We start from the raw sequence: 23,950 nt of genomic DNA on the forward strand, positions 1-23,950 counted from the left end.
CGCACTCTCGCCCGTTGCCGCAGGCATCCCAGTCGAGGTCCTGCTCGTAGAACGCCTGGATGCTCGGCTCAAGCCCGGTCGGGATGACGTCGACGTCCTCCTGCGGGCCGCTCCCCCCTCCGGAGCCGCCGCCTGCGAGCGTTGTGATGAGCGTGCATCCGCTGAGCACGAAGATCGCGGCGCCAGTCAGGAGCGAGGCGCCGATGCCGCGCGACGCGACGCGACGACGGGTGGTCGGTGTCTTCATGATGCTCCCTGTTGCTTCGGCGTCCAGCTGATCAAGAATGCCTCCAGGACAAGCGCGACGGGCACGTTTGCGGCGAGTCGTGCTCTGGCCTTGCTGACCGCGTCGATGCTCGTGAGCACGTCGTCCGAGCTGCGGGAGTTCGTCGCTGCTTCCAGTTCGTGTCTTCTGTGCTCGTTGACGAGCTCGACCGGCAGCTGGAGTTGGAGCATGAGCAGGTCGCGCAGGAGGGAGACGGAGTCGGTGAGGATGCGGTCGATCGCGTCGACCTGGCCGCGCTTGGCCCTGCGCTTCTGGTGCTCCTCGAGCTCGCGGATCTGCCCTCGAAGCTGCCTCGGCACCGCCTGCCCCGGCGTGAGCCCGAGCGACAGGAATGCCGCGGCCCGCTCCTTGTCGTCGCGGTCCGCCGCGTTGGCGGTCGCGTCCTCGTCGGCGATCGTAACGAGCTGCGCGGCCTTGCGGACGGCATCGCCGGTCGTGCGGATGTCGAGGAGGCCGTCGAGCGACGCGTCGCGCCGCCCCCAGGCTTCCTCGCTGGTGGCAAGCCGCTTGGCCATGCCGACGTGGCTCTGAGCCTCGCGCGCCGCGCGGAGGGCGATGTCCGGTTCGATGCCGTCGCGTCGCACAAGCAGCCCAGCGACGTCGCGCACCTCTGGCACGCGCAGGCGGACGCTGCGCACGCGCGAGCGGATCGTGGGCAGCAGGTCGGCCTCGCTCGGCGCGCAGAGCACCCAGACCGTCGACTCCGGCGGCTCCTCGATGGCCTTGAGCAGGGTGTTCGACGTGCGCGCCACCATGCGGTCTGCGTCCTCGACGATGATGACCCGGTAGCGCCCCGTCATGGGCGACATCGATGCGCGTTCCACGAGCTCACGCGCCGTCTTGATGTCGAGTTGCACGGTCTCAGTGACGACTGCCGTGAGGTCAGGGTGCGAGCGAGCACGCACCTGCACGCAGGACGGGCACACCCCGCATCCGTCGTTCGGGCACAGGAGCGCTGCCGCGAAGGCGTAGCCCATGTTGCTCCGACCTGAACCTGGAGGGCCGGTGATGAGCCAGGAGTTGGTCATGCCACTTGTATCGACGGCGCCTCGCTTGGAGGCCTTTGCCGCGTTCGTGAACAGGGCGATGGCGTCATCTTGACCTGAGAGGTCGTCCCACACGGTCATGGCTAGACGCCTGCCGGTCGCCGCTCGAGGAGCTCGGCGACGCGGGTGCGGATGCGTTCGGCCACGTGCTCGCGCGGCTGAGTTGCGTCTATCACGAGGAACCTGTCGGGGTCTGCGGATGCGAGGCCGAGGAAGGCCGTGCGCACGGAGTCGTGGAAGGCTTTCGATTCGGCTTCGAGCCTGTCGTAGGTGCCACGGGTGGCGCCGATGCGTCGGCGCCCCTCCTCCGGGTCGAGGTCGAAGAGCACCGTGAGGTCTGGGAGCAGACCGCGCGCCGCCCACAGCGAGAGGTCCCTGACCTCGTCGGCACCAAGTTCGCGCCCAGTGCCCTGGTAGGCGATCGACGAGTCGAGGTAGCGGTCCTGCACCACGATTTCGCCGCGCTCGAGCGCCGGGCGGACGACGGTCGCGATGTGGTGCGCGCGGTCGGCGGCGTACAGGAGTGCCTCTGCTCGCGCATCCATGTGCCCCTTTCGGTGCAGCACGAGCTCGCGAATGTCGGCGCCGAGGTCGGTGCCGCCGGGTTCGCGGGTGCGCACGACCGTCTTGCCGAGCGAGGTCAGCCAGTTCTCGAGCAGGCCAGAGTGCGTCGACTTACCTGCCCCGTCGCCGCCCTCGAGCGTGATGAAGAGACCCGTCATTCGGTGGTTGCTGCTTCGCTGGCCTTGGCTGCCGGCTTCTTGGCCGGTGCGCGCTTGGCCGCTGGCTTCTTCGCCGCCGTCGTCTTGGCGGCCGCAGACTTGGCGGCGGGCTTCTTCGCAGCCGGCTTCTTGGCTGCTGGCTTCTTCGCCGCCGTCGTCTTGCGCTTCACCGGTCCCTTGGCACGCTTGTCGGCGAGCATCTGCACGGCCTCCTCGAACGTGACGTCCTCGGGGTTCGCGCCCCGTGACACCGTCACGTTCGTCTCGCCGTCGGTCACGTATGGGCCGAAGCGGCCGTCCTTGATCTTGATCGGCTTGCCACTCACCGGGTCGGCTTCAAATTCCTTGATGGCCGCCTTTGTGGTGCGAGCGCCATACTTCGGCTGCGCGAAGAGCTCGTGCGCCGCCTCGAGCGTCACCGTGAAGATCTCATCCTCGCTGGTGAGCGACCGCGTGTCGGTGCCCTTCTTCAAGTACGGGCCGTAGCGGCCGTTCTGTGCCGTGATCTCGGCGCCCGTCTCGGAGTCCGCGCCGACCACGCGCGGCAGCTCGAGCAGCCCGATGGCCTGCTCGTAGGTGACCTGCTCCGGGATCATCGACTTGAAGAGCGACGCCGTGCGCGGCTTGTCGGCAGCGGCGGCCTTCTTGGCGCGCGGCTTCTTCACGGGTCGACCCTCGGCTGCTGCGGCCTTCGCTTCGGCTTCCTCTGCGAGCGCCTTCGCTTTCGCCTCCGCTTCAGCGGCCGCTTCCTCTGCCTCAGACGGGCCTTCGGTCACGTACGGTCCGAATCGGCCATCCTTCACGAGGATGCGCTTGCCGGTCTCGGGGACGACGCCGAGGACGCGGTCGGTCTGGATGGGGGCCTCGACGAGTTCGACAGCCTTCTCGGCCGTCAGCTCATCTGGAGCGAGGTCCTCGGGAACGTTGACGCGGCGGGGAGTCTCGCCTTCCGTCTCCGGCGCGACCTCGAGGTAGGGGCCGTAGCGGCCGATGCGAAGGACGATGCCCTCTGCGAGCGGCGTGGAGTTGATCTCGCGCGCATCGATCTCGCCGAGGTTGTCGATGACACCACGGAGCCCCTTGTGGTCTTCCGTGCCGAAGTAGAACCCACGCAGCCAGTCGTTGCGCTGCTCTGAGCCGGCGGCGATCCGGTCGAGGTCACCCTCCATCTGCGCCGTGAAGTTGTACTCGACGAGGTCGTGGAAGTGCTCTTCGAGGAGGCGAACCACGGAGAAGGCGGTCCAGCTGGGGACAAGGGCGCTGCCGCGGGGCGCGACGTAGCCGCGGTCGATGATGGTGGAGATGATGGACGCGTACGTGGAGGGGCGGCCAATGCCGAGCTCGTCGAGGGTCTTGACGAGGCTTGCTTCCGTGTAGCGCGGCGGCGGGCTCGTCTCGTGGCTCTTCGCCTCAGCCGTCTCGGGGTCGAGCTTCTGCCCCTTCGTGAGCGGCGGTAGCTTGGCCTCGGCGGTGGTCGAGTCGTCGCGGGCCTCATCCTTGCCCTCCTCGTAGGCGGCGAGGAAGCCCCGGAAGGTGATGACGGTGCCTGATGCCTGGAACTCCGCGACCCGGCTCGTGACCGTGCCCTGAGCGTCAGACACGTCGACCGGAGATGCGTCGATCGTGACGGTCGCCGTCTGGCCCTTGGCGTCCGCCATCTGCGAGGCGATCGTGCGCTTCCAGATGAGGTCGTAGAGCTTGAAGTCGTTGGGGCTGAGCTTGGGGCGGAGCTCGCTCGGCAACGCGAACGTAGACCCGGCCGGCCTGACGGCCTCGTGCGCCTCCTGGGCGTTCTTCGACTTGGAGCCGTAGAGGCGAGGGGACGCGGGAACGGTCTCTGCACCGTAGAGCTTGGCCGCCTGCGTGCGTGCGGCGTTGAGCGCCTGCGACGAGAGCGAAGAGGAGTCGGTACGCATGTACGTGATGTAGCCGTTTTCGTACAGCGACTGCGCGACGCTCATCGTCTGGCGTGCGGTGAAGCGCAGCTTGCGCGCAGCTTCCTGCTGCAGCGTCGACGTCGTGAACGGCGCGGCGGGACGGCGCGTGTACGGCTTGGACTCGACCGAGGAGACGGTGACAGGGACGGTGCCCGCAGCGAGCTGCACGGTCAACGTCGTCGCCTCGGCCTCACCGAGAATCACGGACGAGTTCTTGAGCACACCGTGGTCGTCGAAGTCGCGCCCGGTTGCCACGCGCTCGCCGTCGAGCTTCGTCAGGCGGGCCACGAAGGCGGAGCCTTCCTTGCCCTGCTCTGGTGCGAAGCGAGCTTCGACACCCCAGTAGCTGGCCTTCACGAATGCAAGGCGCTCACGCTCGCGGTCGACGATGAGACGGGTTGCCGCCGACTGAACGCGACCGGCGGAGAGGCCGGGGCCGACCTTGCGCCACAGCACGGGCGACACCTCGTAGCCGTAGAGGCGGTCGAGGATGCGCCTGGTCTCCTGGGCGTCGACGAGGTGGACGTCGATGTCGCGGGTGCGGTCCTTCGCGGCTTCGATCGCCTCGCGGGTGATCTCGTGGAACACCATGCGCTTGACGGGGACCTTCGGCTGCAGCACCTGGAGAAGGTGCCACGCGATGGCTTCTCCTTCGCGGTCCTCATCAGTTGCGAGGATGAGCTCGTCCGCATCCTTCAGAGCTCGCTTGAGCTCGGCGACGGTCTTTTTCTTCTGTTCGGAGACCACGTAGTACGGCTCGAACCCGTTGTCGACGTCGACGCTGAACTTCCCGAGCGAGCCCTTCTTGAGCTCTGGCGGGAGGTTCTTGGGCTCGATGAGGTCGCGAATGTGGCCGACAGAAGCGAGCACGGTGTAGTCATCACCGAGATACTGCGAGATGCTCTTCACTTTGGTCGGCGACTCGACGATGACCAGTGTGTTGCTGCCTGACACAAGCGTTCCTTGGATGGGTCTGCGTGCTTTCGCACGACGATTCCGGCTGGCCGGAGTGATGTGGGGGCTGTTGCCACCCGTCGTCGTCATTATATGGACGGGCTGGCTGGACGGAAGGCCTCCAACTGCTGGCGGCTCCGCCTCACGACTTCTCATTTCGGCGGCGGTCCTGCCCTCGACGGTTCCGAAAAGACGAACGGGCCGGACTTTACACGAACTCGCACAACGGCCTCACGGCCGCTGACCGTGCACTCCACGAGGAATGCCCCGTTCGCTCTCACGACTCGGGCCGCTTCGGAGCACGGTTCGCCGCTTCTGAGGCCAGAGGCGACATCGGCGGCGGCAAGTGCGCCAGCATCGGCCGCGGCCTGCGCCGACTGCCTCGCCGGGAAGGCGGCCAGCACGCTGACCGCCCCCACGGTGACGGCCAGGATGAGCAACGCCACTGCGAGTACGACGACGCCGCCGGCCCCGCGCTCCCCGCTCAGGCCTGCGGCGCTCATCGACCCCCGCCAAGCGCGCAGGCCCGGGCGGCCACGCGAATCGGGAGCTCGCGCTCGCCGAGTTCGAGCGATGTGGATGCGCGTGCGCAGACCAGGTCGTCCGGTCGACTGATCTCAAGCTCTGCGGATGGCACCAGGGCAAGGACGTTGTCGCGCGCGACCTCCTCATCGTCTCCTCTTGCGATGAGCCGCACCGCGTCGGCAACGGCGTCTTGGAGCCGGACCTGCACCACAACGCCCTGGAGCCCGGCGAGGCAGAACGCGAGCAGCAGGACGATGGCGGGTGCGACGATGGCGAACTCCGCCGTCGCGGACCCCCTGGCCGACGCCGGGCGCCATCGCAACACCCGGCGCATCATTCGTCCAGCGTGAGGGCGGTCCGGATGATGTTCTCGAGCATCCCCCGCACCTCGTCGCTCTGCATGATGACGACGAGCAGCCCCGCGAAGGCGACAGCCGCCATCGTGGCGATCGCGTATTCGGCGGTCGCGGCTCCTTCCTCGTCGCGAAGTCGGCGGTGGACCCCGAGCAGTCGGGCGTTCGATCGCTCGATGAGGTTCTGGATCTGGAACATGGGTGTACCTCTCTTATTACGTATTGCCAGTTCGAATTCGGCACGAGCGTCCGGGGCGGCTCAGGGCGAGACATTGACAGACACGGCCTAGAGCTGCGAGATGGTCTGGGTCACGACGGCGAGGATGAGCGGCGCGACGCCGAGCAGCAGGAAAGCGGGGAGCACGCAGAGCCCGAGTGGCAGCATGAGGCGCACGCCGAGCTCGGTCGCATTTCTGCTCGACACCGAACGCGCATCGCGACGCTCGAGGGCCGCTTCACTGCGGAGGAGCGACGCCGCGGGTACGCCTGCCTCTCGGGCGAGAGTCAGCACGCGCTCGACTCGGCTCTCGGCGGGCGGCTTCCGCGCGCGGTGAAGCCGAGTGCCGGCGAGACCCGCGTCTTCGAGGACTCGACGCACGTGGAGCAGCACTGCGAGCGCGGAGGCGCCCCCGAGCATGCCGAGCGCCGTCAGGTCGAGAGCGAGGCCGGGCAGGGGTTCTCGTCTCGACGCCGCCGCAATGAGTGCCCGGTTCCAGAGCTGGGCGGCGAGCATGAGCGCGAGGCCTCCTGCAAGGCACGCGAGGCCGATCGGCGTCCCGAGGAGAATCCCGAGGCTGTCGAAACCGAGGGCGAGGCCCAGCAGCACGCCGACGGCGGGCAGGCCCATGACGAGACGGGCCGCGCTGCTCGGGCCTGCGAGCGCGAGCTCCACCTCGCGCTCGGCCGCACCGAAATCACGGAAGGTCTGGGCCAGATCGGAGAGGCCCCGCGCGAGCGGCGCCCCGGTGCGCTCCGCGAGCGACCAGGCGCATCCGAGAGCTCGCCAGCTCGACTGGTCGTGGTCCCGCAGGATGGCCCCGACGCTCAGCCCCGCGCGCATGCCCCTCGCAACACTCACCTCGACGGGTTCGATCTCTCCTGCTCGGCCCTGCAAGGTGCCAGTGAGCCGTGCCCTCAGTCGGGCCTCGCCCCTCAGCGCGCGCCGCGCCCACCCGCTGTGGTCAGGCAGACGCGGATGCTCGAAAGCCGCGAAGCTCGCGACGTGCTGCCAAGCGGAGACCGGCGTCGCGCCTCCCGCGAGCAGCGCCGCGAGCCGTTCGACGACCGCGGCGGCGTGTTCCGCAGCGTCGACGTCGCGCCGCGTCATGGTCGCCCCGGATCTCGACGGCGCCCGGCCTCAGGACCGCCGGCGAGCGACGGCGCGATGGTCGTGACGTTCCCTGTCTTCTTCGACTCGCGGCCCTTGACCGAAACGACGGCAAGACGACCGGCGTCGTCGAGGAGGAACTCTCCGATGTCTGCGAGCCTTCTGTTACCTGCCGCCGTGCGTTCGACGTGCATCACAAGATCGATCGCGCTCACCGTCTGCCGAGCCACCGCATCCTGCGTCATCCCCGCGAGCGCGCCGAGCGCCTCGAGCCGAGACGGCACGTCGGCGAGTGAGTTCGCGTGGAGCGTGCCCGCGCCGCCGTCGTGGCCGGTGTTGAGCGCAGCCAGCAGTTCCCTGAGCTCGGCGCCACGGCACTCTCCGAGCACAAGGCGGTCAGGGCGCATGCGCAGCGACTCGCGCACCAGACGCTCGAGTGGCACGCTCCCCGCTCCCTCGATGTTCGCCTGCCTCGCCTCGAGCGAGACGCTGTGGGGATGCGCGATGCGGAGCTCGGCCACGTCCTCGATCACGATGATGCGGTCTCGCGGGTCGGCCTCCGAGAGCATGGCGGAGAGGAACGTCGTCTTGCCGCTGCCTCCAGCTCCCGTGACAAGCACGTTCGCTCGCGCTCGCACCGCCTCTCGGACCAGCTCCTCGGCTCCCGGGGAGAAGAACGCCTGCCGGTCGAGCTGCGCGATCGTGAGCTGGCGCACCCTCGGCGCCCTGATCGAGAGGAGGGTGCCGGAGATCGAGACGGGTGGGAGCACGGCGTGCACGCGAATTCCATCCGCGATCCGCACATCGACGCACGGCGCAGACTCATCGAGGTGCCTGCCGCCTGCTGCGACGATTCGGACGGCGAGCTCACGAAGCGCGCGCTCGCTCGGTGCGAGCCAGGACTCCTCTCGCTCTGCGCCCCTCCCGCGGTCGACGTAGAGCCCGTCGGCACCGTTGACGAAGAGGTCGGTCACTTCGCCGTCTGCAACGAACGCCGCCAGGGGGCCGAACGCATCCGCTTGGCCTCGCGTCAGCGAGCGCACGGGGCGCGCCGTGCCATCGTAGAGGGCTGCCCGCGGCGGCAGCGTGAGTGACGCCGCCCGTTGAGCCGCCGGACGTGCGACGAAGCGCTGAGCGGACGCAGGACCAGGAGCTGAGCCGTATGACATGCCCGAAGCGTAGGAACACCGGGCACCTCATGGTGTGGCGGGCATCTTCGCTGTGGAGTGCGCGTTCTGCACAGGGCCGAGGTCGTCAGAGTCGCATCGCGCCAGCACGGCCGGACGCGCCGTGCGCGGGCGTCGCGCAGTTAACTGAAGAGGCGCCCGGACAGGGGGATATCCGAGCGCCTCAGCTCATGCAGCGTTCAGGGGGGGTTGATTGCTGCAGAGCCACGATAGTTGCGACAGAGAGCGAAACCATCGATGTCCATCCTAGTGCTGCGTGTCGTTAGTTCCTAAACGGTTTGTGTTTGGGAGAATGTGGAATGGCGAATTCTCCTGCTGCGGCTCTGCTACTCCCTGACGTGGATCGTGTTGAGTTGGTGTCGTGGGCTCGGTCGACGAGTATTCGTGCGGGCCTGTCGATGCGAGCGCGGATCGTGCTGCTCGCCTCGGAAGGTGTCGCGAACTCGCGGATCGCGGCCGAGGTTGGGACTACGACGACCTCGGTGTGGAAGTGGCGGAAACGGTATGCCGAGGCCGGAATTGCGGGGCTCTCCGATGCGCCGCGCTCTGGCCGGCCGAAGCATCTCGATCATGCCGAGATCGTGGCAGCGACCTTGACGGCCCCGCCGAAGAAGTACGGCGTGACACATTGGTCCTCGCGCCTGCTCGCGCAGCGCCTGGGGGTTGGGAACGCGACGGTGGCCAGGGCGTGGCGGGAGTACGGGGTGCAGCCATGGAAGTCGGAGACGTTCAAGTTCTCGACCGACCCGGAGCTCGTCGGGAAGGTCACCGACGTTGTCGGCTTGTATCTCGCGCCGCCCGAGAACGCGATCGTGCTCTGCGTGGACGAGAAGTCCCAGATCCAGGCCCTTGACCGGACCGCACCCATGCTGCCGATGCGGATCGGGGACACCGAGAAGCGCACGCATGATTACAAGCGCCACGGCACGACCACACTGTTCGCTGCATTAGACGTCGCGACCGGACACGTCACCGGAGCGGTCAAACCCAAGCATCGCCGGCAAGAGTTCCTCTCGTTCCTCCGGCAACTCGACCGCGCCTACCCGGAACGGGACCTGCACCTCGTGATGGACAACTACGCCACCCACAAAACGCCAGAGGTCAAGACCTGGCTCGAGAAACGACCCCGCTTCCACGTTCATTTCACGCCGACGTCCGGGTCGTGGTTGAACTTGGTCGAGGTGTGGTTCGGGATCATCGACCGGCAAGCGATCCGTCGCGGGATTTTCACCTCGGTGAAAGACCTCAACGCGAAGATCCGGCAGTTCATCACTGGCTGGAACGACCGAAAGCACCCATTCGTCTGGACCAAGACCAGCGACGAGATCCTCGCGAAAGCGAACCGTCAACCAACTTCAGAAACGCGACACTAGTACATATTTCGTCCGGAAAAGTATCCATGCCCCTCGCAATCGAAAAAGTTCGACCACAGCCCGCGCTTCCGCATGGAATCACGGATCTGGTCGCGCTTTTCACTCGCGACACGCCGAGCGAATGCCCATCCGGGTGGCACAGAATTCGGGATGTTTGGCACAGATCACGATTCACTTCTTGTCCGAGCCGCACGACTCGGTGGGCCGTAAGCCCCTCGCCAATCCCCCCGAAAGGCGGGAGTCGCGGCACATGCTGGCTCCGTAGACTGCTGGCACGCTGCGCCGCAACGAGGCGGTGCCGGATCGCAATGACGCGAAAGGACCTGTGGTGGCTGACAAGATCGAACACCTCCTGGAAGACCTCGAGACCTTCCCGCCAAGCGACGACTTCACGTCCTCCTCCCCCGTGCCCGCAGACCTCGCGGCACGCGCAGAAGAAGACAGACTCGGTTTCTGGGCTGACCAAGCCAGGGAACTTCACTGGTCGACGCCGTTCACCGAGGTCCTCGACTGGAGCGACGCCCCCTTCGCCAAGTGGTTCGGCGACGGCATGCTCAACGCGAGCTTCAACTGCGTCGACCGTCACGTGATCGCCGGCAACGGCGACCGCGTCGCGATCTACTGGGAGGGCGAGCCCGGCGACAAGCGCACCATCACCTACGCCGACCTGCTCGGAGAGGTGAAGCGAGCCGCGAACCTACTCGAGAGTCTTGGCGTGACTGCGGGGGATGTCGTGGCGATCTACATGCCGATGATCCCCGAGACTGTCGTCGCGATGCTCGCCTGCGCGCGCATCGGCGCCGTTCACTCGGTCATCTTCGGTGGTTTCAGCGCCGACTCGATCCGCAGCCGCGTCGAGGACGCGAACGCCAAGCTCGTCATCACGAGCGACGGCAGCATACGCAAGGGGCGGGTCTTCCCGCTCAAGGAGACCGTGGATGCGGCGCTCGAGGCGGAGGGGCACACCGTCAAGCACGTGCTCGTCGTCCGTCGCGCCGACAACGACCCGACGCTCACCCCCGGGCGAGACCTGTGGTGGCACGAGGAGATCGCACAGGTCAGCGACGAGCACGTCGCCAAGCCCTTCCCCGCCGAGCACCCCCTGTTCATCCTGTACACCTCGGGGACCACTGGGAAGCCAAAGGGGCTGCTGCACACCACGGGCGGGTACCTGACGCAGACATCCTTCACTCACCGCACGATCTTCGACCTCAAACCGGAGCAGGACGTCTACTGGTGCTCCGCCGATGTCGGCTGGGTTACCGGCCACAGCTACTTCGTCTACGGCCCGCTTGCCAACGGTGCGACGCAGGTCATGTACGAGGGCACGCACGACACCCCCGACCTGGGCCGCTGGTTCGACATCATCGAGCGGTACGGCGTCACGATCTTCTACACGGCACCCACCGCCATCCGCGGCTACATGAAGTCGGGCAGGCAGATTCCCGCGAAGTACGACCTCTCGTCCATCCGTCTCCTCGGCTCGGTGGGCGAACCGATCAACCCTGAGGCCTGGGCCTGGTACCGAGAAGTCATCGGCGGCAACAGGGTCCCGGTGGTCGACACGTGGTGGCAGACCGAGACGGGCGCCATCATGATCTCCGCGATCCCGAGCCAGGTCGCCCTGAAGCCTGGCGCAGCGCAGGTTCCAGTGCCCGGCGTGGTTGTCGAGGTCGTCGACGACAAGGGCGAGCGCGTCAACCCAGGCGAGATGGGCCTCCTCACGATCACGGAGCCCTGGCCATCCATGACGCGCGGCATCTACGGCGACCGCAAGCGGTTCATCGAGACCTACTGGTCGCAGTTCCCTGGCCGCTACTTCGCGGGCGACGGAGCGGGTGTCGACAAGGACGGGCATCTGTGGCTGCTCGGCCGGGTTGACGACGTCATGAACGTCTCGGGCCACCGGCTCTCAACCACCGAGATCGAGTCGGCGCTTGTCGACCACCCGTTTGTCGCCGAGTCGGCGGTCGTCGGCGCGAGCGACGAGACGACCGGCCAGGCCGTCGTCGCGTTTGTCGTCCTGAAGGAGAGCAAGAAGGCGGAGATCGAAGCGTCGGATGCGCCACAGGTGCTGCGCTCGCACGTGTCGTCGAAGATCGGTGCGATCGCGCGTCCTCGTCAGGTGTACGTCGTCGCGGAACTCCCGAAGACCCGCTCAGGCAAGATCATGCGCCGCCTGCTGCGGGACGTGGCGGACGGCAAGGCCGTCGGTGACACCACAACCCTCACCGACGCCTCCGTGATGTCGGCGATCTCGGCCGGAGTCACATCCGGAACCGCAGACGACGACTGACCGGAGCGGCCGCGACGACGCAACCACCGCGCGCGCTGGAACGACCGAAGCCCTGCACCTCTCGGAAGAGGGATGCAGGGCTTCGGCCTGTGTAGCTGCTCGGTTGACAGCTTCGTGAAGAGCTCGCTACTCGTACGCGACGATGAGGTCGACCTCGACGGGCGAGTCGAGCGGCAGAACGGCCACGCCGACGGCTGCGCGAACGTGCGTACCCGCGTCGCCGAAGGCGAGCCCGAGCATCTCGGAGACCCCGTTGGCGACAAGCGGCTGCTCGGTGAAGTCTGGCGCGGAGGCGACGTAAACGGTGACCTTCACGACGCGCGTGACGCGGTCGAGGTCGCCGATGACCGACTTGATCGCCGCGAGGGCGTTGAGGCCGGCGAAGGCAGCGAACTCGATGGCGTCGTCGCGAGGCACCTCAGCGCCGACCTTTCCCGTCTCTGGGAGGGCTCCCTCGATGAAGGGCAGCTGGCCGGACGTGTAGACGAGGCCGCCGTGCTCGACGGCAGGGACATAGGCGGCGACCGGGGCAGCGACCGGTGGGACCGCGAGCCCCATTGCGCCGAGACGCTCTTCAACCTGGCTCATGCTTGCTCCCCTGCGATCGGACGCTTCATGTAGGCGACTGATCCGCCCTCGGCATTCGTGGAAACCTGCACCAGTTCCCAGCCCTGAGCACCCCAGTTGTTGAGGATGACAGTGGGGGTGTGCAACGGGAGCGGGGTGATGAAATATTCCCACTTCTGCATGGACGTCCTCCTGTGCGGTGAGCGCTCAGGCATCTCATGGGGTTCTCATTGAACACTCCTGAAGACGCCGCAAGCGGGTGTGACTTACCCTTGATCCTATGTCTGTCACGAATCCAGGGGCGCCCAAACGCAACATTCTGGGTGGCCTCCTAGGGCTGCTCGGGATGAGCGGAGTCGCGGGCGTGCTCGTCACGGCCATGATCACCCCACTTATAGCCGTCACCGGTGTCGCCGCGAACAGCACGATCTCGCTGTTCGAGAACCTGCCGACGTACCTCGAGATCGGCTCGCTTCAGCAGAAGACCGAGCTGTACGCCGCCAACGGACAGAAGTTCGCCGAGTTCTACAACCAGAACCGCGAGGAAGTCCCGCTCGACCAGATCTCCCCATACGTCGCACAGGCTGCGATCTCGGTGGAGGACCCGCGCTTCCGTGAGCACGGCGGCGTCGACGTCATCTCCGCCGCACGCGCGCTCGCGCAGTCCGTGATCGGCGATGGCGCGGCAGGCGCATCCACCATCACGATGCAGTACGTCCGCAACGTGCGCGTGCAGACGGCAGAAGCGATCCCCAACGAAGAGGAGCGCGACAAGGCCTACCTCGAGGCGACCGAGACGACGACCGGGCGCAAGCTCCAGGAGATGCGCCTCGCGATCGGCGTCGAGAAGCAGTTCTCCAAGGACGAGATCCTCCAGGGCTACCTCAACATCGCCCTGTTCGGTGGCACGACCTACGGCATCGAGTCGGCCGCGCAGCGCTACTTCGGCAAGTCGGCGCTCGACCTGAACCTTCAGGAGTCGGCGAGCCTCATCGCGATCGTGCAGGAGCCGAACGCCTACCGCCTCGACGTGCCAGAGAACATCGAGGCGAACAAGGTCCGCCGCGACTACATCCTCATGCGCATGATGGAAGAAGGCGCGATCGACCAGGCGACCTACGAGGCGACCGTTGCGACGCCCGTCGAGCCTCACCCCACGGAGCCGAAGCACGGCTGCGGCGCGGCTGAGGGCAACGCCCAGTACTTCTGCGACTATGTCAGGCTCGTGATGGTGCAGGACCCGGCGTTTGGCGAGACCTACGAGGAACGGCAGTTCAACTTCCAGACCAAGGGCTACCAGATCCACACGACCCTCGACCTCGACATGCAGGCGCAGGGGCAGGCGACGATGGCCTCGGCGGTCCCCGCGTACGTGGACGGCATGGACATGGGATCGGCCGCCTCCATGGTTGAGGAAGGCACGGGACGAGTCCTCATGATGGTCCAGAACACTGCGTTCGGGGACACGGAGGAGCTGGCCGCCCAACCGGGCTACACCTCGGTGAATTACAACACCGACTACGACTTCGGCGGATCGACGGGCTTCCAGGTCGGATCGACCTACAAGATGTTCACGCTCGCCGAGTGGCTGGCGTCTGGGAAGTCCCTCAACGCCTCGGTGAATGCCAAGGACCGGGCGTTCAACCTCATCAACTTCCAGAACTCCTGCCTCGGCGCCGACGGCGGCTCCTGGTCGCCCACGAACGACGGTGGGCAGAAGGTCAACAACGTCTCCGTCCGACAGGCGACCTCGTCCTCGATCAACACGGCGTACGTCGCGATGGCCGAGCAGCTCGACCAGTGCCGCATCCGTGACACTGCCATGGCCATGGGCGCGCACCGCGCCGATGGCGCCGTGAACGAGTCGAACCCGGCCGCCGTGCTTGGCACCAACACCATCGCACCGCTCTCCATGGCAACTGCCGTCGCCGGCTTCGCGAACGGCGGCGTCACCTGCTCGCCCATCGCGATCGACAGCATCACGCTGCGCGACGGCTCAGCGATCGAGGCGCCCAAGTCGACGTGCAACCAGGCAGTGACCCCAGAAGTCGCTGCTGGTGTGACCTCGGCACTGCAGGGCGTCGTCAACGGTGGAACCGGCAACAACTCCAACCCCGGCATCGTGCCGCTCATGGGTAAGACAGGCACCACTGACAGCGGACTGCAGACGTGGATGGTCGGTGCCACGACGAAGGTCGGCCTCGCCGTCTGGGTCGGAAACGCCAGCGGCCAGGTGCCCATGTACGGCGTCGACCTCCCGCGCGCGGCAGGCAACCAGACCCGTCACGTGATCTTCAACGACGTCATCGCGCAGGCGATGCGCGTGTACGGGGGCGACGCCTTCCCGCAGCCGACCGGCAGTGCGGTCCAGAACGAGCAGGTCACGGTTCCGGACCTGACCGGCAAGTCCACCGCGGAGGCCAAGACCTCGCTGGAGGGCCTCGGCTTCAGCGTCTCGGTCGGCAACCCCGTCGAGTCGGACCAGCCGGAGGGCACCGTAGCGAGCACGCTCCCGAGCGCCAACACTCGGGTCACGCAGGGCACGACGATCACGATCAACCCGTCACGCGGCCCCGAGACGCAGCCGACCACAAACACGCTAGTCGCGCCTGATCTCGCGGGGCAGACCCAAGAGCAGGCACAGTCGACGCTCTCGCAGCTCGGGTTCAGCGGCACCATGTCGATCCTGACGGAGAAGAACGCGACCGTTCCGAGCGGGCAAGTGATCCGCACCGATCCGGCGCCGGGCTCAGAGCTCGAGCGAAGCGGATCCATCCAGGTCTACATCTCCTCCGGCCCGTAAAGCGGCTATCGCACCAACTGAAACGAGTTTCACCATGGCGGATTCACTCGCCAACTCAAGCTCCGGGAGAACTTCCCGTCTCGGACCTGCCAGCGCCGTCGCCCTCACCCTTCTCGGGGTGGGGGCGGCGACCGCCGTTTACGGCACGATGATCGAGCGCCGGGCCTTCCGTCTCCGCCGGGTCGAGACCCGCATCCTGCCCCCCGGCTCAGCTCCGCTGCGCGTGCTGCACCTGAGCGACTTCCACGTCGCTCCCTGGCAGCGCAAGAAGCAGGAGTTCGTCAGGGGCCTCGCCGCTCTGAAGCCCGACCTCGTCGTGGGCACGGGCGACAACCTCGGACACGTGGATGCTGTCCCGACCGTCGCCCACATGCTGGAGCCGTTCGAGGGGATCCCCTCCGTGCATGTCTACGGCTCCAACGACTACCTGGGCCCAGTCCTCAAGAACCCCTTCACGTACTTCGGTCACTCGGCTCACGTCGCGAAGAAGGCCCCGCACCTCGACACGAAGAGTCTCACTGGCCACTTCAACCGTCTCGGTTGGACGCCGCTCAACAACATGGCGGCCGTCCTCGAGGTCGCAGGCAGGCGCATCCGCTTCTTCGGCGTCAACGATCCGCACATCGACGGCGACGACTTCGCCGCGACGAGTGAAGCGCTCCGCGAGGCTTCAGAGGGCCAGGACTGGGACCTCACCATCGCGCTCGCGCACGCGCCATACCAGCGGGTGCTCAGCGGCCTCGTCGATCTGGGCGCGGATGCGATCTTCGCCGGCCACACGCACGGCGGCCAGGTCTGTGTGCCCGGCTACGGCGCGCTCGTCACCAACTGCGACATTCCACGCGAACAGGTCAAGGGCCTGAGCACGTGGACTTCGCGCGGCCGCAGCGCCGCTCTCCACGTCTCCGCAGGCCTCGGCACGTCGATCTACGCACCCGTGCGATTCGCGTGCCCGCCTGAGGCGACTCTCCTGACCTTCCTACCCCGGGTATCGTGACGCCATGGCAACAAAGAAACGTGGAAGCTGGAAGCGCGGTCCTCTGACCCGCGTCCTCGGACTGGTCGGGGTGAGCGGCCTTGCCGCCGTCTTGATCACCGCACTGGTAACTCCGCTCGTCTCCGTCGCCAACATCGCGGAGAACAGCTCCATCAACCTCTTCGAGAGCCTCCCCGACTACCTGGAGATCAACGAACTCCAGCAGGTCACCGAGCTCTACGCCAAGCAGGGCGGCCAGGACGTCAAGTTCGCCCAGTTCTACAACCAGAACCGCATCGAGGTTCCCCTCGACCAGATCTCCCCGTGGGTGCCGCTCGCGGCAATCTCGGTGGAAGACCCGCGCTTCCGCGAGCACGACGGCGTCGACGTCATCTCCGCCGCCCGCGCACTCGTGACCTCGGTCATCGGCGACGCGTCGGCCGGCGCATCCACCATCACGATGCAGTGGGTCCGCAACGTCCGCGTGCAGGAGGCCGAGGCGATCCTCGACCCCGCCGAGAGCGAGAAGGCGTACATCGAGGCGACCGACCCGAACACGGGCCGCAAGCTCCAGGAGATGCGTCTCGCCATCGGTGTTGAGCAGCAGTACTCGAAGGACGAGATCCTCCAGGGCTACCTCAACATCGCTCTTTTCGGTGGCACCACGTACGGCATCGAGTCGGCCGCCCAGCGCTACTTCGGCAAGCCAGCGCTCGACCTCAATCTTCAGGAGGCAGCAAGCCTCATCGCCATCGTGCAGGAGCCGAACGCGTACCGCCTCGACCGCGAAGAGAACATCGCCGGCAACAAGGAGCGGCGCGACTACATCCTCATGCGCATGATGGAGGAAGGCGCCATCGACCAGGCGACTTACGAGGCCACCATCGCGCTACCCGTCGAGCCCAACGTCAAGGACCCGAACCACGGCTGCGAGTTCGCGGAAGGTAACGCGAAGTACTTCTGCAAGTTCGTGCAGCTCTCCGTGCTCCAGGACGAGGCCTTCGGCGCCACTGAGGCGGAGCGGATGTTCAACCTCGCCGGCAAGGGCTACAAGATCTACACGTCGCTCGACCTCGATATGCAGGGCGTCGCAACGCAGTCCATGCAGAACGCGGTACCGGCGACCTACCCCGGCACCGAGCTCGGAGCGGCCGCCTCCATGGTCGAGAACGGAACTGGGCGGATCCTCGCGATGGTGCAGAACACCCAGTTCAGCGAGGTGGCCGAGAACCAGGGCCTCCCTGGCGTGACCTCAGTGAACTACAACGCGGACTACGAGTACGGCGGCTCGACGGGCTTCCAGACCGGCTCGACCTACAAGATCTTCACGCTCGCCGAATGGCTCGCCTCCGGGAAGTCGCTGTACTCGTCCATCCCCGGACAGAACCGAACGTTCTACCAGGAGGACTTCTCCAACACGTGCGAGGCGGAGACCGACGGGCCCTGGGCACCCACCAACGACAGCGGCCAGCGGGTTGGCACGGTGTCGGTGAAGTCGGCGACGGCGTCATCAATCAACACCGCCTACGTGTCGATGGCTGAGCGCCTCGACCAGTGCCGCATCCGCGACACCGCGATGGCCCTTGGTGGCCACCGCGCAGACGGAGCTATCAATTCCTCCCTGCCCTCGGCAATCCTGGGCGCCGCTAACGAGATGGCCCCGCTTTCGATGGCGACCGTCATGTCTGGACTCGCCAACAGCGGCGTCACCTGCACACCGACGGGCATCGACCGCGTCACGCTGCGCGACGGCACCGAGGTTGCGGGCCCAGAGTCGCGTTGCATCCAAGCCGTTACGCCGCAGGTAGCCGCAGGTGTCGACGAGGCCCTTGCGGGTGTTGTCGAGGGAGGCACCGGTTCCCGGTCGAACCCTGGCATCGTGCCGCTCATCGGCAAGACGGGAACCACCGACAACGGCCTGCAGACGTGGATGGTCGGCGCGACGACGAAGGTCGGCCTCGCCGTCTGGGTCGGCAACGCCAACGGCCTGCTGCCCATGTACGACGTCGACCTGCCGCTCGCGGCGGGGAGCCAGACCCGTCACGTGCTCTTCAACGAGATCATCGGGCACGCGATGAGCACCTATGGCGGCGGCGCCTTCCCCGAGTACGTCGAAGACGAGGACGCGCTTGTCCTCGCGACTGTCCCGGATCTGACGGGTCGTTCCACGGAGGAGGCGCGGCAGGTGCTCGAAGGCCTCGGCTTCGGCGTCTCGATTGGGCCGTCTGTCGACTCCGACCAGTCCCCTGGCAGCGTCGCGAATACCCTGCCGACCGCGAACACACGCGTCGACAAGGGCACGACCATCACCATCCACCCTTCCGCGCTGCCCGAGGACGCCACTCGCGGGCTGCTCGCCCCCGACGTCGCCGGGAAGACGCAGGATGAAGCTACGGCGCTCCTCGCAGGCGCCGGCTTCAGTGGAACGGTGACCGTCATCGCTGAGAAGAACGCCACCGTGCCGAGCGGTCAGGTCATCCGAACCGACCCCTCGACGGGCACGCCGATCGAGCCGACCGGCCAGATCAGACTGTTCGTCTCGTCAGGGCCCTAGGAGTTCTCGTTGCTCGCGCCCTCGGTTGGCGGCGCGAGCAACCTTCGGGTACTCTTGGGGAGTTCGCCGCTCAGCGGTGAGCGATCGGGGTGTGGCGCAGTTTGGTAGCGCGCTTCGTTCGGGACGAAGAGGTCGTGGGTTCAAATCCCGCTACCCCGACAAATGGGCCCGAGTTCGCACGCGAACTCGGGCCTTTTTTGTGCGCACACCCGCGCCCTGTCGCGTCGCCCTCAGACTCGTTGTCCGGCTTGCGGTGTCCGCCCCTCGTAGAGCCCGGTCGAGAGGTAACGCTCTCCCCCGTCCGGGAAGACGGCGACGATGGTCTTGCCGGCAAATGCCTCACGTCGTGCGAGCTCGGCTGCCGCCAGCAGCGCGGCGCCGGAGGAAATGCCCACGAGCAGGCCGTGCGAGCGCGCGAGTCCGCGGGCTGCCTCGTAGGCGTCAGCCCCGGGCACCGCGATGATCTCGTCGACCACGTCGAGGTCCAGAACGGGCGGGATTCCGTTCCCACCAACGATGCCCTGGATGAGGTGCGGCTGGAACTCCCCGCCGCTGAGCACGGGCGCCTCGGCGGGCTCGACGGCGACGACGTGGATGCCCGGCTTCTGCTCTCGCAGGAACGACCCGGCGCCCGTGACCGTGCCGCCGGTTCCCGCGGTCGCTACCAGCGCATCCACGCCCCCGTCTGTATCGCGCCAGATTTCGGGCCCCGTCGTGTCGTGGTGCGTCGCCGGGTTTGCGGCGTTGCCGCCCTGCCCTGAAAGGAAGGCGCCCGGCGTCGCCTCGACGATCTGACCGGCACGCTGGTTCGCGCCTGCCATGGCGTCAACGCCCGGTGTCAGCACCACCTCCGCGCCGAGAGCGGCGAGGAGACCCCGGCGTTCGAGCGACACGTCTTCTGGCAGTGCGATGATCACGCGGTAGCCGAGCGAAGCTCCGATCCAGGCCAGCGCGATGCCGGTGTTCCCGCTCGAGGCCTCCACGATCGTGCCGCCCGGCCTGAGACGCCCGTCCGCCTCCGCCGCCCGCACGATCGCCAGCGCCGTGCGATCTTTGACGCTCGACGCCGGGTTGAAGAACTCGAGCTTCGCCAGGATGCGTGCGCGTGCTCCGTGGACGGCGGCGGTGACGTCGAGCAGCGGAGTGCCCCCGACCAGCTCTGCGAGGGATGCGGCGATGCGTGTCATGCCAGCAGGATGACACCTCAGGACGGCCGGGTCACTCGTGCAGGCCGAACAACGTAACCCTCGCCGGGCCAGCGGGCGGTCGCTCGGCATGGTGTACTTTCGGCCCATGCCGAACGCGTGGCCCTCGTGCTGATCCCGGACGACCTCGTGCGCCGCCTGACGGGGCGCCCCGCGGATGTCGGCGACGACGGCGACGCGTGGCTCGCGAGGCTACCTGCGCTCATAGACGAGCGCCTGGACGCCTGGGACCTCACCGGTCGCCGGTGAATCGAGCAACGGCCACAACGCGGTCGTGCTGCCGGTCACGCGGCGAGGTGAGCCGCAGATGCTGAAGCTGAGCTGGCCGCACCAGGAGGCCGCCGCCGAGCACCTCGGGCTCCGCCACTGGAAGGGCAATGGAATCGTGCGTCTCACAGCCGCGCACCCGGCTGATTTCGCTCTTCTCCTGGAGCCGCTCGACTCCACCCGTGACTTGCACTCGATCGAGACCGACGATGCCTGCCGGACCATAGGCGGGCTCCTGCGTCGGCTGAACGTCGCTCCCGCGCACTCCGTCCCCGACTTCCGCGAGGAGGCGAGCGGATGGATCGAGCCGCTCCGCGCATATCCTCCGTCGGTGCCCCGCCGCTGGGTCGACCGCGCACTCGACACCTTCGACTCGCGACCCTACGAGCCGAAGCTGCTGCACCTGGACCTGCACTACGGCAACGTGCTCGCGGCCGAGCGGGAGCCGTGGCTGGCGATCGACCCGAAGCCCGTCGCGGGGCCGTCGGGCTTCGAGGTGTACCCAGCGCTGCGCACTCGAGTCGACGACTACCGAGGTGGCGCGCTCATGCACGCCGAGGTCCGCAGCAGGGTTGAGCTCATCAGCGACGAGGCTGGCATCGATCTCGACGACGCCAGGGAATGGTGCACCGCGCACGCCGTGCTCAACGCGCACCAGGTTGCCGAGGAGGGATGGCCGACGCTCGTGACGCTGCACCTCGCGATCGCAAAGGCCCTGTCGGATATCTGAGCATCCGACGGCCCAACCGGGCCGCGAGGCCCTGGGGCCTCAGCCCCGCAGGATCCCCGCGGCGTAGGCCGCCTGGCCGACGTGCTGAGCCGCGTCGTCGATGATGCTCACGATGCGGGCCGCACGAGTCACGGGCGGGTCCCAGTTCTCGTCGATGATGTCGCCGAGGGCATCCGGGCTGAGCGAGCGGATGTGCGCGCGCAGTGCGTCCGTCGTCGCCCGCAGGTAGTCGAGCAGCAGCGCCGCGTCATCCACGACCACGGCACGCGCGTCGGCGGGCGAGTGCCCGTAGCCGACGGTGTCGCCGAGCTTACCGAGCCCGAAGCGGGCGTCGAACCCCTGCGAGGGCCACACCTCGTCGACCTCCGCGAGCGCCGCGAGCTGCACGTCGATCTCGCGGCCGGTGTGCCAGAGCAGCCAGGCGATGGAGTTGTCGTGGCCGCCAGGGTGGGCGTTGAGGGCCTCGGCCGTCAGCTTGCCCGCGAACCGTTCGGCTGCCTCGACGGGGCGGCTCGCGAAGTCGTCGAGCACGTCGCGTGCGTCGACGCTCATGCGCGCGACCGTCCGAGGTGCACGAGGTCGTGGTCGGCCTCGATGGGCTCGAGGTTCGGGCCTGGCGGGGTGCCGTCGCCGAACGGCGATCCGCCGAGCTGCTCGCGGAAGTGCGGCAGGTTCCAATTGTGCAGCTCGGGGCCTGCCGGCACGATGCCACTCGGGTTGATGTCGCGGTGCACGTCGTAATAGTGGCGTTTGATGTCGACGAAGTCGGTCGTGTCGCCGAACCCGGGCGTCTGGAACAGGTCGCGCGCGTACGCCCACAGCACCGGCATCTCGCTGAGCTTCTGCCGGTTGCACTTGAAGTGCCCGTGGTAGACGGCGTCGAAGCGCGCCAACGTGGTGAAGAGCCGCACGTCGGCCTCCGTGATGGTGTCGCCCATGAGGTAGCGACGGGTCTCGAGGCGCTCCGAGACGATGTCGAGCGCGGTGAAGAGGCGGTCGTAGGCCTCGTCGTAGGCCTCCTGCGAGCCCGCGAAGCCGCAGCGGTAGACACCGTTGTTGATCTCCGTGTAGATGTGCTTCATGACGGCGTCCATCTCGTCGCGGAGCGCCTCCGGGTAGAGGTCTGGCGCCCCGTCACGGTGGAACTCCGTCCACTCGGTCGAGAAGTCGAGCGTGATCCACGGGTAGTCGTTGGTGACGACGCCGCCGCTTGGCACGTCAACGATGGCCGGAACCGTGATGCCTCGCGGGTAGTCGGGGAAGCGCTTCAGATAGGCGTCCTGAATGCGCGGGATGCCGAGCACCGGGTCGAGCCCGCCCGGGTCCTTGTCGAACGTCCACGAGCGCTTGTCGTGCACGGGACCGCAGATGCCCATCGAGATAGCGTCCTCGAGGCCAAGGAGCCTGCGAACGATCGTCGCGCGGTTCGCCCACGGGCAGGCGCGGGCGACGACGAGCCGGTAACGACCAGCCTCGACGGGCCAGGTCTGGATGCCCTCGCCGACCGAGCGCGCGTTCTTCGTGATGCGGTCGCCGATGTAGTTCGTGTCGCGGTCGAAGGGCTGCCCGGCCTTCGAGTACACGCCCTGCTCCGCCGCTTCCTCGCTGGCCGCTTGTTCGTCGCCTGGCCGTGCATCCTGTGTCGCCTGAGTCATGCACCAATCCTAGGAAGCGGATGTGGATGCTCCCTGGGGGCGGTGTCGCAGGACGCCCCGGCGGGTTCGGAATAAATTCACTGACTCATGACATAACTAAAGTGTCGTCCTGCGACTGCCGGGCGATGCAACAGATGTCTCCAGCGAAGCCGACACCGACGCCTACGTCGCGGCGACGCTCGAGCGCTTCGGCCGCATCGACGGCTTCTTCAACAACGCCGGCATCGAGGGCCGCCAGAACCTGACCGAGGACTTCGGCGCCGCTGAGTTCGAGCGCGTCATTGCCATCAACCTCCGCGGCGTCTTCCTCGGCCTCGAGAAGGTGCTCAAGGTCATGCGCGAGCAGGGCTACGGCTTTGTCGTGAACACGGCGTCCGTCGGCGGCATCCGCGGCGTCGGCAACCAGTCGGGCTACGCCGCCGCAAAGCACGGGGTTGTTGGCCTCACCCGGAACTCGGCCATCGAGTACGGCCAGTTCGGTGTGCGTATCAACGCCATCGCGCCCGGTGCCATCTGGACTCCCATGGTCGAGAACTCCATGCGCCAGCTCGACGCCGAGCACCCGGAGAAGGCCGCCGAGCAGTTCATCCAGATCAACCCGACGAAGCGCTACGGCCAGCCCGACGAGATCGGCGCGGCTGTCGCGTTCCTTCTTTCCGACGACGCGAGCTACATCAACGCGGCTGTTGTCCCCATCGATGGCGGTCAGTCGGCGAAGTACTAGCGAGCCCCCGGCCCCTCGCACGCGGTCGAGCCGCCAGCCGGCCCCAGGGCTACGCTGGCGGCATGACCGCCACCCCGTCTCCAGAAGTTGACGCCTACTTCGCCGAGCTCGAGCATCCGCTGCTTGAGGTCGCGCTCGGCCTGCGGGAAGTGCTCCTCGACTCGCACCCCGAGGTCGTCGAGAGCATCAAGTGGAAGGCGCCGAACTACGAGGTCGCCGACGACTTCGCGACGCTCAGCCTGCGCCGCCCGACGGCCGTGCAGCTCGTGCTCCACACCGGCGCGAAGGTGAAGCCGGAGCATCCCGAGGTGGCGGTCGATGCCCCCGCCAAGCTGCTCAAGTGGCCTGACCGCAACCGCGCCGTCGCGTCGTTCTGCAGCATCGCCGAGTTCGAGGATGCGCGAGGCGCCCTCGCGGGCATCGTGCGTTCCTGGGCCGCGCAGGTCAGAGCCTAAGCTGCAGG

Annotated in this window: 22 protein-coding genes, 1 tRNA gene and 1 pseudogene; 10 read left to right on the forward strand and 14 right to left on the reverse strand. The window is 67.3% G+C overall.

Going from position 1 to position 23,950, the window contains the following annotated elements; genetic code table 11:
• The 9 genes and pseudogenes from FHX72_RS14685 to FHX72_RS14725 form a co-directional block, all read right to left on the reverse strand.
• Positions 1 to 247 (reverse strand): annotated as a pseudogene (locus FHX72_RS14685) (hypothetical protein); the annotation flags it as partial.
• A complete protein-coding gene (locus tag FHX72_RS14690) occupies positions 244 to 1,413 on the reverse strand; it encodes a DNA polymerase III subunit delta' (RefSeq protein ID WP_183626058.1) in 1,170 nt (389 codons plus the stop codon). The gene FHX72_RS14690 and the pseudogene FHX72_RS14685, both read right to left, overlap by 4 nt.
• A 2-nt stretch (positions 1,414 to 1,415) precedes the next feature.
• Positions 1,416 to 2,054: a dTMP kinase gene (gene tmk, locus FHX72_RS14695; RefSeq protein ID WP_183626060.1), complete on the reverse strand. Its 639-nt coding sequence runs from the start codon at positions 2,052 to 2,054 to the stop codon at positions 1,416 to 1,418.
• A complete protein-coding gene (gene topA / locus FHX72_RS14700) occupies positions 2,051 to 4,945 on the reverse strand; it encodes a type I DNA topoisomerase (protein ID WP_338110144.1) in 2,895 nt (964 codons plus the stop codon). The genes tmk and topA overlap by 4 nt, the downstream gene beginning before the upstream one ends.
• Positions 4,946 to 5,097: 152 nt before the next feature.
• Positions 5,098 to 5,448, reverse strand: a complete 351-nt coding sequence (locus FHX72_RS14705) for an Rv3654c family TadE-like protein (RefSeq protein ID WP_183626064.1) — start codon at positions 5,446 to 5,448, stop codon at positions 5,098 to 5,100.
• Positions 5,445 to 5,807, reverse strand: a complete 363-nt coding sequence (locus FHX72_RS14710; RefSeq protein ID WP_183626066.1) for a TadE/TadG family type IV pilus assembly protein — start codon at positions 5,805 to 5,807, stop codon at positions 5,445 to 5,447. The genes FHX72_RS14705 and FHX72_RS14710 overlap by 4 nt, the downstream gene beginning before the upstream one ends.
• Positions 5,804 to 6,022: a DUF4244 domain-containing protein gene (locus FHX72_RS14715; RefSeq protein ID WP_082775001.1), complete on the reverse strand. Its 219-nt coding sequence runs from the start codon at positions 6,020 to 6,022 to the stop codon at positions 5,804 to 5,806. Before FHX72_RS14715 ends, FHX72_RS14710 begins: the two co-directional genes overlap by 4 nt.
• 87 nt (positions 6,023 to 6,109) lie before the next feature.
• A complete protein-coding gene (locus tag FHX72_RS14720) occupies positions 6,110 to 7,150 on the reverse strand; it encodes a pilus assembly protein (protein ID WP_244964313.1) in 1,041 nt (346 codons plus the stop codon).
• Positions 7,147 to 8,319 (reverse strand): TadA family conjugal transfer-associated ATPase, encoded by a 1,173-nt coding sequence (locus tag FHX72_RS14725; RefSeq protein ID WP_183626068.1) that lies wholly within the window; start codon positions 8,317 to 8,319, stop codon positions 7,147 to 7,149. Before FHX72_RS14725 ends, FHX72_RS14720 begins: the two co-directional genes overlap by 4 nt.
• A 317-nt stretch (positions 8,320 to 8,636) precedes the next feature.
• Here FHX72_RS14725 and FHX72_RS14730 point away from each other — a divergent pair, with 317 nt between their 5' ends.
• Complete coding sequence (locus FHX72_RS14730; RefSeq protein WP_183623125.1) at positions 8,637 to 9,710, forward strand: IS630 family transposase; 1,074 nt, start codon at positions 8,637 to 8,639, stop codon at positions 9,708 to 9,710.
• Between the two features lie 328 nt (positions 9,711 to 10,038).
• On the forward strand, positions 10,039 to 12,006 hold the full coding sequence (gene acs, locus FHX72_RS14735; protein ID WP_183626070.1) for an acetate--CoA ligase: 1,968 nt from the start codon (positions 10,039 to 10,041) through the stop codon (positions 12,004 to 12,006).
• 126 nt (positions 12,007 to 12,132) lie between these two features.
• On the opposite strand, the gene FHX72_RS14740 is transcribed toward acs, so the two are convergent.
• Positions 12,133 to 12,594 carry a RidA family protein gene (locus FHX72_RS14740; protein WP_068476798.1) on the reverse strand — a complete coding sequence of 154 codons (462 nt, stop codon included), beginning with the start codon at positions 12,592 to 12,594 and terminating at the stop codon, positions 12,133 to 12,135.
• Positions 12,591 to 12,755, reverse strand: coding sequence for a Sp36 family protein (locus FHX72_RS14745; RefSeq protein ID WP_167349022.1), 165 nt, complete (start codon positions 12,753 to 12,755; stop codon positions 12,591 to 12,593). Before FHX72_RS14745 ends, FHX72_RS14740 begins: the two co-directional genes overlap by 4 nt.
• 98 nt (positions 12,756 to 12,853) lie before the next feature.
• On the opposite strand from FHX72_RS14745, the gene FHX72_RS14750 reads away from it, so the two are divergent.
• The 4 genes from FHX72_RS14750 to FHX72_RS14765 all read left to right on the forward strand — a co-directional run bounded on the left by FHX72_RS14750 (position 12,854) and on the right by FHX72_RS14765 (position 19,065).
• The gene (locus FHX72_RS14750; RefSeq protein ID WP_183626079.1) at positions 12,854 to 15,376 is read left to right on the forward strand and encodes a transglycosylase domain-containing protein; all 2,523 of its coding nucleotides are present in this window, start codon (positions 12,854 to 12,856) and stop codon (positions 15,374 to 15,376) included.
• A 34-nt stretch (positions 15,377 to 15,410) separates the two neighbouring features.
• Positions 15,411 to 16,373, forward strand: a complete 963-nt coding sequence (locus FHX72_RS14755) for a metallophosphoesterase (protein WP_068476794.1) — start codon at positions 15,411 to 15,413, stop codon at positions 16,371 to 16,373.
• A gap of 4 nt (positions 16,374 to 16,377) precedes the next feature.
• A complete protein-coding gene (locus tag FHX72_RS14760) occupies positions 16,378 to 18,906 on the forward strand; it encodes a transglycosylase domain-containing protein (protein WP_068476792.1) in 2,529 nt (842 codons plus the stop codon).
• 85 nt (positions 18,907 to 18,991) lie between these two features.
• A tRNA-Pro gene (locus tag FHX72_RS14765) sits at positions 18,992 to 19,065 on the forward strand.
• A gap of 71 nt (positions 19,066 to 19,136) precedes the next feature.
• Here FHX72_RS14765 and cysK read toward each other — a convergent pair.
• A complete protein-coding gene (cysK, locus tag FHX72_RS14770) occupies positions 19,137 to 20,093 on the reverse strand; it encodes a cysteine synthase A (protein WP_183626081.1) in 957 nt (318 codons plus the stop codon).
• 117 nt (positions 20,094 to 20,210) lie between these two features.
• Between cysK and FHX72_RS14775 the strand changes: the two genes are divergently transcribed.
• Both FHX72_RS14775 and FHX72_RS14780 read left to right on the forward strand, forming a co-directional pair.
• Positions 20,211 to 20,360: a hypothetical protein gene (locus FHX72_RS14775; protein WP_156475545.1), complete on the forward strand. Its 150-nt coding sequence runs from the start codon at positions 20,211 to 20,213 to the stop codon at positions 20,358 to 20,360.
• A gap of 25 nt (positions 20,361 to 20,385) precedes the next feature.
• Positions 20,386 to 21,108, forward strand: coding sequence for an aminoglycoside phosphotransferase family protein (locus tag FHX72_RS14780; RefSeq protein WP_183626083.1), 723 nt, complete (start codon positions 20,386 to 20,388; stop codon positions 21,106 to 21,108).
• A 39-nt stretch (positions 21,109 to 21,147) separates the two neighbouring features.
• Here FHX72_RS14780 and FHX72_RS14785 read toward each other — a convergent pair whose 3' ends face one another.
• The gene (locus FHX72_RS14785; RefSeq protein ID WP_183626085.1) at positions 21,148 to 21,660 is read right to left on the reverse strand and encodes a mycothiol transferase; all 513 of its coding nucleotides are present in this window, start codon (positions 21,658 to 21,660) and stop codon (positions 21,148 to 21,150) included.
• Complete coding sequence (locus FHX72_RS14790; protein WP_183626087.1) at positions 21,657 to 22,763, reverse strand: glutathione S-transferase family protein; 1,107 nt, start codon at positions 22,761 to 22,763, stop codon at positions 21,657 to 21,659. Before FHX72_RS14790 ends, FHX72_RS14785 begins: the two co-directional genes overlap by 4 nt.
• A gap of 115 nt (positions 22,764 to 22,878) precedes the next feature.
• Between FHX72_RS14790 and FHX72_RS14795 the strand changes: the two genes are divergently transcribed.
• Together FHX72_RS14795 and FHX72_RS14800 are read left to right on the forward strand one after the other, a co-directional pair.
• On the forward strand, positions 22,879 to 23,487 hold the full coding sequence (locus tag FHX72_RS14795) for an SDR family oxidoreductase (RefSeq protein WP_244964325.1): 609 nt from the start codon (positions 22,879 to 22,881) through the stop codon (positions 23,485 to 23,487).
• A gap of 62 nt (positions 23,488 to 23,549) precedes the next feature.
• Positions 23,550 to 23,942: a DUF1801 domain-containing protein gene (locus FHX72_RS14800; RefSeq protein WP_183626089.1), complete on the forward strand. Its 393-nt coding sequence runs from the start codon at positions 23,550 to 23,552 to the stop codon at positions 23,940 to 23,942.
• The last annotated feature ends 8 nt before the right edge of the window (positions 23,943 to 23,950 follow it).

This window comes from Pseudoclavibacter helvolus, from assembly GCF_014191305.1.
Classification (GTDB): Bacteria; Actinomycetota; Actinomycetes; order Actinomycetales; family Microbacteriaceae; genus Pseudoclavibacter; species Pseudoclavibacter helvolus.